This window comes from Oleiphilus sp. HI0128 (assembly GCF_001635365.1).
In genome coordinates, this window is record NZ_LWGG01000920.1 from 1 (window position 1) to 9,639 (window position 9,639).

General features: G+C 44.2%; 7 protein-coding genes and 1 pseudogene. All 8 read left to right on the forward strand.

Going from position 1 to position 9,639, the window contains the following annotated elements; genetic code table 11:
* Positions 1 to 751, forward strand: a 751-nt coding sequence (locus A3763_RS28725; RefSeq protein ID WP_068760193.1) for a serine/threonine protein phosphatase, incomplete at its 5' end; no start/stop codon positions are given.
* Positions 748 to 1,671, forward strand: a complete 924-nt coding sequence (locus tag A3763_RS14980; RefSeq protein ID WP_068506814.1) for a rhomboid family intramembrane serine protease — start codon at positions 748 to 750, stop codon at positions 1,669 to 1,671. The genes A3763_RS28725 and A3763_RS14980, both read left to right, overlap by 4 nt.
* A gap of 309 nt (positions 1,672 to 1,980) precedes the next feature.
* Positions 1,981 to 2,247 carry a YeaC family protein gene (locus A3763_RS14985; RefSeq protein ID WP_068506813.1) on the forward strand — a complete coding sequence of 89 codons (267 nt, stop codon included), beginning with the start codon at positions 1,981 to 1,983 and terminating at the stop codon, positions 2,245 to 2,247.
* 15 nt (positions 2,248 to 2,262) lie between these two features.
* Positions 2,263 to 3,090 (forward strand): DUF2797 domain-containing protein, encoded by an 828-nt coding sequence (locus A3763_RS14990; RefSeq protein WP_068506812.1) that lies wholly within the window; start codon positions 2,263 to 2,265, stop codon positions 3,088 to 3,090.
* Between the two features lie 22 nt (positions 3,091 to 3,112).
* Positions 3,113 to 5,761: an aminopeptidase N gene (gene pepN / locus A3763_RS14995; RefSeq protein WP_068510513.1), complete on the forward strand. Its 2,649-nt coding sequence runs from the start codon at positions 3,113 to 3,115 to the stop codon at positions 5,759 to 5,761.
* Positions 5,762 to 6,202: 441 nt separating this feature from the next.
* Positions 6,203 to 7,585, forward strand: a complete 1,383-nt coding sequence (locus tag A3763_RS15000) for a DUF1329 domain-containing protein (RefSeq protein WP_068634380.1) — start codon at positions 6,203 to 6,205, stop codon at positions 7,583 to 7,585.
* Between the two features lie 186 nt (positions 7,586 to 7,771).
* Entirely contained in the window at positions 7,772 to 8,917 is a 1,146-nt protein-coding gene (locus A3763_RS15005; RefSeq protein ID WP_068507666.1) for a YCF48-related protein, read from the forward strand.
* A 63-nt stretch (positions 8,918 to 8,980) separates the two neighbouring features.
* A pseudogene (locus A3763_RS15010) lies at positions 8,981 to 9,639 on the forward strand (RND family transporter); the annotation flags it as partial.

Here is a 9,639-nt window from a genome sequence, read left to right on the forward strand (position 1 = left end):
CGTTGTGCTCGCGCAAATACTGCATGCCACTACCTTGACGACCCTCTGTTACTGCACAGAGGGTCGTCAAGGTAGTGGCATGCAGTATTTGCGCGAGCACAACGCTCGTCATCACAGACTTATTCGAGAGACCTTGGAGCAGTTTGATGCTCATCGCTCCGAATGGCACAAGTTTCTATCGTGGTTTCATGAAATCCCTCTTTTTATTGAAAAAGAAGACTTCCGAGTGGTTCATGCTTGTTGGGATAGTTTAGCGATTGAACGTTTAAAATCTTATTCCCCAGACCATTGCATTAGTATGGACTTTTTGCACGAGTCTGCGGTCTCTGGTTCTTTCGCTAGCCGAATTATTGACAAGTTAACTCGCGGTACCGCATTGGAGCTGCCAAACGGTGAAACCATTCTAGGCAAAGATGGCTTGGCGAGAAGCATGTTTCGCACAAAGTTCTGGAGTGATGATCCCCAGATATACAATGATGTTGTCTTTCAACCCGACCCACTGCCGCCAGAAATGGCTGAGCGTCCTTTGTCGGCGATAGAGAAGCAGCAATTACTGACCTACCCAACAACAGAGGCGCCCGTATTTGTGGGTCATTACTGGATGTCTGGTGAGCCAGAGCCTATTCAATGCAATATTGCTTGCCTGGATTATAGCGCGGTGAAATATGGCCAGCTGGTGGCTTACCGAATGGATGGCGAGAGAGTCTTGAGTAAAGACAAGTTTGTGTCGGTGGACGTTACCCGGACATGAGTCGCATACCACCCATTCCACTAGACTTGGATCTTTCGGACTTTAGTCAATGGCTCCATTTTCAGGGCGTGGCCCATCGAGTCATTGAAAATCAGGGTGAACAAGCTTTGATTCTAGATGATGAAGGCTATGAGGAGCAGGTCTTGAGTGCGCTTGAACGCTACATGACAGAACCTCAGTATCGTAGTGGCCTAGCTGAGCAGCTTGATAAAATGCAGGACCAGCATCGGCGTCGTGAAGTGTTTCGTAAGCCGAGGGACCTGGTGGCATACACGAGGGCTAAACCAAGCCAAGCTCCTGTGATTTTTACACTTATCTTTGTTAGTGTGGCTTTTGCTTTTCTAACCGACTTTGGTAAAGGCGGTGCGCTGCTTAGATCTTTTTTGATCGTTGATCCCTTTAATTCCGGTTTGGATATGAACTCAGTCAGTGGGCGCTGGAATGCAATGCTTGATGTGCTTATCAGCGGCCAGGTCTGGCGCTTGGTTACGCCGGATTTTATCCATTTCAACGTCATGCACATCACCTTCAACCTGTTAATGTTGTGGGTGCTTGGTGGCCAGCTGGAAATGCAAAAAGGTTCCGTTTCGTTTATTGCCTTGACGATGTTTGTTTCCATTATTTCAAATATTGCTCAGCTTCTCGAAACTGGGTACTTCTTCGGTGGTTTGTCGGGAGTGGTATATGGTTTGGTAGGTTATTGCTGGTTATGGAAGATGTTTGATAAAAACATCTTTTTCCCTAATGTATTGTTAAAGTTTAGCTTGGTCTGGCTACTGCTTGGTTATACGCCTGTCACTGAGTGGTTGGGTTGGGGGAGAATGGCTAATGCCGCACACCTGTATGGCCTATTGTCGGGTCTGGTTTGGGCGGCAATTACCCTGTATGTGAATGAGCGTGTTATAGAAAAGAAAGTATAAAAAAACTCCGTTATCCACCGGGCCAAATGTTTTGGCCCGAGGTTAACGGAGTTCACATATGTATGTGTAGAGATGAGAGAGACCAAGTTGATTTCCGGTGAAAGGTAATCGCTCTAAAGTAGAGTGATTGCGCTTCGCTGGGAGCTCAACTTATGCAAATGATAATTGTTATCATTTGCATTGTCAACCACTGAGCTTGATCTTTTTTGTTTATTCTTGAGTAGCGTTACAGGGATTGATATTCTCGCTAGCTTGTTACAAATTCTTGAGTGCATGCTATGGCACTCAAAGTTCTTCTAGGATTAACTTATGAAGTTTGAAGATGCTGCTGAATCCATTCCTAAAGAAATTTACGAAAAGTTCAAACAAGCGATAGAGTTGGGAAAGTGGCCCGATGGCCGGACCCTCTCTCGTGAGCAAAAAGAAATATGCCTTCAGGCGGTCATGCTTTATGAAGTAAAACATGGACTCGATGAAAGCAATCGAACCGGCTATGTTGATACAACGAAAAAGACCTCCCCATGCGGGCCAAAAGACGATAGTGATGATGAGTCGACTATCCGTATATTGCACTAACAAAGAAGACGATTAATGAATCAAGTTGCATCAGGTCATTTAAGTAAAATGACAGTGAGTCAGGGGAACCCGGTAAGTTACACCTTGAACTTTGGTGATACAAAATGCAATCCTGCAGATTATCTTGGCAAGAAATTACGCTTTCGTTCTAACGGCGAGATTCGCTGTTTTCATTGTCAGAAGCGTACCAACAAGAGCTTTAACCAAGGTTACTGTTATCGATGCTTTACCAAGTTGGCCCAGTGTGACCGCTGTATTATGAGCCCTGAGCTTTGTCATTATGCACAAGGTACCTGCCGTGAGCCGGAATGGGGTGAAACACACTGTATGCAGGAGCATATAGTTTATTTGGCGAATTCAACTGGTTTGAAAGTCGGGATTACCCGTCATAACCAGGTGCCTACCCGCTGGATAGATCAGGGTGCCATTGCTGCATTGCCTATATTCTCAGTTAAGTCCCGACGACTTTCCGGTTTGCTTGAAGTTATGCTGAAAGAGTGGGTGGCGGACAAAACTAATTGGCGGAAAATGCTGAAGCATGAGGTCGTTGATATAGATCTTTTGGTTGAACGTGACCGTCTAATGGAACTGGCTCAGGATAAGTTGGCCGAGCTTGATGAGCAATTCCCCGGTGAGATTACTGCTTTGACTGAGCAGGATGTATGGGAATTTGAATACCCACACTTATCTTGGCCAGAAAAGGCTAAAACCTTTAATTTTGATAAACAAGATGAGGTGGAGGGGACCTTAATTGCCATTAAAGGGCAATATATGATTCTCGATACCGGTTGCTTAAATATTCGAAAATTTACGTCCTACGACGTCTCGCTAGACGTCGAGTAAGACATATACTTGGAAAGCATGCATGAGTGAATCAGCAAAGACGATATACCTCAAAGACTATCTTGAGCCTGCGTTTAAGATTACGTCACTTGATTTAACCTTTCAGTTATTTGAAAACGGAGCGTTGGTAAAAGCCAGGCAGCTTATCGAGCGAGTCGCTGGCCGTGAAGGCGAGGCGCTGTCACTAAATGGTGAAGACCTTGAGCTGAAAAGTATAAAGTTAGATGACCGTGAGCTGGAAGAGAGTGAATACCTTCTAGATGACGAATCTCTAACGGTAGAATCTGTACCCGCGAAATTTGAGTTGCAGTGTGAAACCTGGATTAAGCCGCAAGATAACAAGCGGTTGGAAGGCTTGTACAAGTCTTCGTCAATGTTTTGTACCCAGTGTGAAGCCGAGGGTTTCAGACGAATTACCTATTACATGGATCGTCCTGACGTACTAACGGTATTTACGACGCGCATCGAAGCTGATAAAGCGCTTTACCCGAACCTGCTTTCCAATGGTAATGCTATTGAGTCGGGAAACTTGGAAGATAATCGTCATTTTGTTACTTGGCACGACCCTCATCCAAAGCCTTGTTACTTGTTTGCTTTGGTGGCAGGTGATTTACATTGCCATGAAGACTCCTTCAAAACCATGTCTGGACGTCAGGTGGCCCTGAAGATCTTTGTTGATCATAAGAATGCAGATAAGTGCGATTACGCACTAGATTGTTTAAAAAGGTCGATGCGCTGGGATGAAGAAGTCTACGGGCGAGAGTACGACCTGGATATATTTATGATTGTCGCGGTGGACGATTTTAATATGGGCGCCATGGAGAATAAAGGTCTGAATATCTTCAATTCATCCTGTGTTTTGGCAAAGCCCGATGCAACAACAGATGCGGGTTATCAGCGCATTGAGGCGATTGTTGCACATGAGTATTTTCACAACTGGTCTGGCAATAGAGTTACTTGCAGAGATTGGTTCCAGCTAAGCCTGAAAGAAGGGTTTACCGTATTTAGGGATTCAGCATTTTCTGCCGATATGAATTCCTCCGTGGTTAAACGTATCGAGGATGTAAATGTTCTGCGAACCGCACAGTTTGCTGAAGATGCAGGCCCGATGTCACACCCGGTTCGTCCGGCTTCCTATATGGAAATTTCAAACTTCTATACCCTGACGGTTTATGAAAAAGGGGCAGAGGTTGTTCGCATGCTGCATACTCTCTTAGGGCCGAAGCAGTTCCGGGCAGGGAGTGATTTATATTTTGACAGGCATGATGGGCAAGCGGTCACAACTGAAGACTTCGTTTCGGCAATGGCTGACGTTTCCGGGATGGATCTGGAACAGTTTAAGCTCTGGTACGATCAGGGCGGGACGCCAGAGCTGCAAGTGAGTTCTAGCTATAATGCCAATAGCAAACAATATACCTTGAGCTTGAGTCAGTCTTGCCCTGCAACACCTGGGCAAGATTTAAAAGAGCCGTTTCATATCCCTGTATCTATTGCATTGTTGGACTCAGAAGGGCAGGAGCTTCCCTTATCAATTGCGGATGGCGCTAAAGAATGTGTTTTTGAGCTAATCGAAGCACGAGAATCAATTGTTTTTGAGGGTATCGAAGCAGAACCGGTTCCATCATTACTAAGAGGCTTTTCGGCTCCGGTCAAGTTGTCCTATCAGTATACTGATGAGCAATTGGTATTTTTGTTTCAGCATGACTCCGATGGTTTTAACCGCTGGGAGGCAGGGCAGGCATTGGCATTGCGCATCCTGCAGGGCTTAATCAAATCTTATCAGCAAGGGCTGGAGCTGGTGTTACCCCAGAGTTTTGTCGAGGCGTATCGAGGTTTGCTCACAGATAGCTCTTTAGACAAAGCAATGGTTTGCAAGATGCTGATGCTACCCGCTGAGAGCTATCTTGTGCAGCTGGCGGAGCAAGCAGATGTTGATGCCATTCATGCTGCAAGAGAATTTGTTCGACAGGCCTTGGCTAATCAGCTAGGTGACGAGCTATATGCAGTTTATCGTGACAATATTGTTGAGTCGGAATTACCTGCTTTGGATTATGGCTCTATGTCACAACGGGCATTAAAAAATGCGGCTTTATCTTTAATGTCAGCAATAGGTGGTTCATCTGCAAGTCAAATGGCAGATGTTATTAACCTGGCTAAAAAGCAGTTTGCAAATGCTGATAATATGACTGATAGCTTTTCTGCTTTGAGCGCTTTGGTAAATTCAGGAGATGCCTCAGAGGCTGAGCAAGCACTAGAAGCCTTTCATGCTCAGTGGAAGGACGATGCTCAGGTTATCGAGTTATGGTTCTCTGTTCAGTCTTCAAGTGCTGCGTTTATGACATTAGAGCGCCTAAAAGCATTAATGGAAACGCCAGATTTTGATATAACCAACCCTAACAAGGTTCGCTCGGTTGTGGGTGCCTATTGTGGTCAGAACCTGGTTCGTTTCCATGACCTGTCGGGAGAAGGTTACGAGTTTCTCGCCGATATTATTATCAAACTAGATGATATGAATCCTCAAATTGCAGCAAGGCTTATGACTCCCCTGACGCGATGGAAGCAGTTTGATGATAATCGACAGAAGTTAATGTGCGAGCAGATTGAAAGGATTCAATCGAAAGAGGCGCTCTCAAAAGATGTTAGAGAAGTTGTCGAGAAAAGTCTTGTATAAGCCGGTTTAAGCTCTTTTGAAATAAGTCCAAAAATAATTGCCCGCAAGCTGAGCTGACAGGGTTCAGCTTGCTAGGGCCACATTGAGCATAGTTTCGCCCTTCGTACCGTCCTGCATGAGAGGTGATGCACTCATTAGTCTGTTTTTTGCTCAAAACCTTCCTTAGATATATTTCATAACAAAACTAAAATAGACAGATCGAAAAAATCTGCTAAAAATTAATAGCATGGCTAATCTTTTTGAAGGAAATTGAAAAGTATTATCGGAAGGTTTTGCCAGTATCAGCGATAACAGGTTTAGGCCAAAAAATGTTAATCCAGATGCGGGCGACCACTCTCGTTAATAATGAGTGTGGCGATTTTAGAGTGTAGTAATACAACAATGGGTGTGGCGATTTTAGAGTGTAGTAATACAACAATGGGTGTGTTTCAAGGTAATCATATGAAAAACAAGTCTATTTTGCTTTGTAGTGTGCTAGCGCTGGTTTTGGGTGCGCTCAATGCAAATGCGAAAGTTTCAACGAAAGAAGTTAATAAGTTAGGGAATTCTTTAACGCCGTTCGGTTCGATAAAATCCGGGAATAAAAATAAAACTATTCCTGCATGGACTGGGGGGATTACCGAAGCCCCAATGGGGTATGAGGGGACAGGGCAGCATCATATCGACCCTTTTGCCTCTGATGATATCAAATTCACCATTGATGACAGTAACTACAAAGGTTTTAAAAACTATCTGACCCCAGGTCAGTATGCTTTGTTTGAAGCATACCCAAGTAGCTTCAAGATCAATGTATATCCAACCCATCGTTCGCACTCGATGCCGGATTGGGTCCTAGAAAATACCAAGAAAAATGCCAAAACATCGTCTTTATCCAAAGGCGGGGTGGGGATTCAGAACGCATACGGTGGTATTCCTTTTCCAATATTACATGGAAAGAATGAAGATAAAGCCCTTCAGACAATGTGGAATCATTTGACTAGATGGAGAGGTATTTTTGCAATCTTGCGTTCGACTGAAGTGCCAGTTCAGAGAGATGGTTCTTTTTCTCCGATTACCAAGCAGGCGGAAGTGTTTTTTAACTTCCATAACCCTAAAGGCAGCTTTAAAAAGCTTAACAATATTTTGTTTTACTTTTTGACTTTCAATAAAGCGCCCGCCCGTTTGGCAGGTGGTGCGTTGCTAGTTCACGAAACTATGGATCAGGTTAAAGACAAACGAGGTGCGTGGGACTATAACTCAGGCCAGCGTCGAGTGAGACGTGCTCCAAACTTGGCTTATGATTCCCCCATTGCTTCGTCTGACAACACGCGTACTGCAGATGATACAGATATGTACAATGGAGCCCCTGATCGATATAACTGGGACTACAAAGGTGTTAAGGAGTTTTTCATTCCTTATAACAATTATAAGGTCGGTCAGAAAGGTGTTCAATACGATGACTTGGTTATGCCGGGTCACTTAAATCCTGAATATGTTCGCTGGGAACTGCATCGTGTACATGTTGTCGAAGCTACTTTGAAGAAAGGGGCTCGTCATATCTATAAAAAACGTGTGTTCTATGTTGATGAAGACAGCTGGGGAATTGCTATGGTGGATCAGTACGATAACCGTGGTGAACTTTGGCGAGTCAGTAATGCGCTCTTAAAGAACTATTATGAGTTGCCAGGCGTTTGGTCCAGTGGTGATGTATATCACGATCTACAAGCACGTCGTTATAGTGTGAATGGTCTATACTCAGAAGAAAAACAGGCACCTGTATTTGAAAATAAGGTACCAAACAAGCGTTACTTTAAGCCTTCGTCATTAAGACGTAGAGGCCGATAACAAAATATAGACATAGAGCAAGGGAGCTCTTCAGCTTGCTTAAAAAGAAACTCAAAATAGGCATGTGTTGTTTTAATATTCACTGAATATGGGCCGCTATTGTATAGGCGGCTTTCGTGGTTAATGTTGAAATGTCTAATATTGAGGGTGTCTGATGGGATATATTCAAATGTACAAGGTTGATAAATGAACAGTCTACTGTCTAGGTTAAAAGTTGGTGTTCTGGCTAGCTCATTGAGCGTTGTAAGTCTAATAACTCCTGCTCATGCGGTCGAAGATGTACTTAAAACGCCCGCGGTTAAAACTTCTATGGCAACGAATAGCCTCTTGTTGGATGTTGACAAGGCGGGCAGCCGACTTGTTGCAGTCGGAGGTCGTGGGCATATTGTCTATTCTGATGATGAAGGAAAAAGCTGGGCTCAGGCTTCTGTACCAGTATCGGTATTGTTAACGGCAGTAAGTTTTGTCGATCAAACGCACGGTTGGGCTGTAGGGCACTCGGGTGTCATTTTGCACACTAGCGATGGTGGAGAAACTTGGGTCAAGCAATTTGACGGTGACTCGGCAAACCAAATGATTATTACTCAGTCCGAAGAGCGTCTGAAGCAGTTTGAACGACAAATGGAAACAGCTTCTGAAGATGAGCTGGAAGACTTGGAATACGAGTTGGAAGAAGCTAGCTACGCTTTAGACGATGCGAAGTTCGATGCTCAAGTTGGTGCGAGTAAACCCTTGCTGGATGTGTTGTTCAGTTCTTCAAAAGAAGGTTTTGTAGTGGGTGCTTACGGTTTTCTGTTTAAGACCTCCGATGGCGGACGTACCTGGCAGAACTATGGTAGCCGAATTGAAAACCCTGACCGCTTTCACTTAAATGCAGTGAACGAAGTTAAGGGTGGTGCCCTATTTATTGTTGGTGAGGGTGGCGTGCTATACCGCTCAACCGATAAGGGTGAAACCTGGGAAACTCTCGATAGTCCATATAGCGGGTCATTTTTCGGCGTCGCCGGAACACAGGATGAAGGCGTTGTACTGGCTTTTGGTTTGCGAGGCAATATGTATCGCTCCGAAGATAATGGCGATACATGGGAGCAAGTAGAAACGAAGACCGAAGGGACTCTAATGTCTGCTTCTCATGACGGAAGCAAGAAAGTGTCAGTCGTGGGAAATTCCGGCGTGGTTATTCTAAGTCGTGATGGGGGACGAACTTTTGTTGAAACAATTCGCGAAAATCGATTAGGAAATGCATCTTCAGTCTATATCGACGCAGAGCGCTTGGTATTGGTAGGGGAAAATGGTGTTAACTTGACCACTCCAAGCGGTTTGAACTTGTAAGTGCCTTTGGCAACATAACTAATTATATAAGATATAACGACTAGAGATTAAGAGGATTGATGGATGTCAAACTCAGATAAGGGCGCTTCAGGCAAGCAGATTAAAGCTGTCGGTTCAGGTAGTGTCATTGAACGGCTAATATTTTCAAACAGACCTGTGATTCTTGCAATATTTGCATTGATTACGGCTTTCTTGGGTTTCAATGCGGCACAAATTAAACCGGATGCTTCATTCGAGCGTTTAATTCCGCTTGAGCACCCGTTTATCGTCAATATGATGGAGAATAGGGAGGATCTGGAAAATCTAGGTAACTCAATACGCGTTGCGGTGGCAGTTAAAGATGGTGACGTCTTTGACAAAGCGTATATGGAGACCTTGAGTGAAATAACAGATGAGTTGTTTTACCTTCCAGGCGTAGATCGCTCAGGAATGAAGTCTCTATGGACTCCCAATGTCCGTTGGGTGGAAGTTACTGAAGAAGGTTTTCAGGGCGGACCGATTATTCCTGATGGATATGATGGGTCTGATGAGTCACTAGAAGTTCTACGACAAAATGTGCTCAAGTCTGGGCAGGTTGGCCGATTAGTTTCGGATGACTTCAAATCGACAATTATATATGTCCCCTTATTTGAAATTAATCCAGAAACAAATGAACCTCTTGATTACAAAGACTTTTCTTTAAAGTTAGAAGACAAAGTTCGTAACCAGTACACAGCAAAAAA

What these genes read in the sequence shown, in the direction of transcription:
- A3763_RS14980 (WP_068506814.1), top strand. Translation starts at nt 748, where the DNA reads ATGAGTCGCATACCACCCATTCCACTAGACTTGGATCTTTCGGACTTT.
- A3763_RS15000 (WP_068634380.1), top strand. Translation starts at nt 6,203, where the DNA reads ATGAAAAACAAGTCTATTTTGCTTTGTAGTGTGCTAGCGCTGGTTTTG.
- pepN (WP_068510513.1), top strand. Translation starts at nt 3,113, where the DNA reads ATGAGTGAATCAGCAAAGACGATATACCTCAAAGACTATCTTGAGCCT.
- A3763_RS14985 (WP_068506813.1), top strand. Translation starts at nt 1,981, where the DNA reads ATGAAGTTTGAAGATGCTGCTGAATCCATTCCTAAAGAAATTTACGAA.
- A3763_RS15005 (WP_068507666.1), top strand. Translation starts at nt 7,772, where the DNA reads ATGAACAGTCTACTGTCTAGGTTAAAAGTTGGTGTTCTGGCTAGCTCA.
- A3763_RS14990 (WP_068506812.1), top strand. Translation starts at nt 2,263, where the DNA reads ATGAATCAAGTTGCATCAGGTCATTTAAGTAAAATGACAGTGAGTCAG.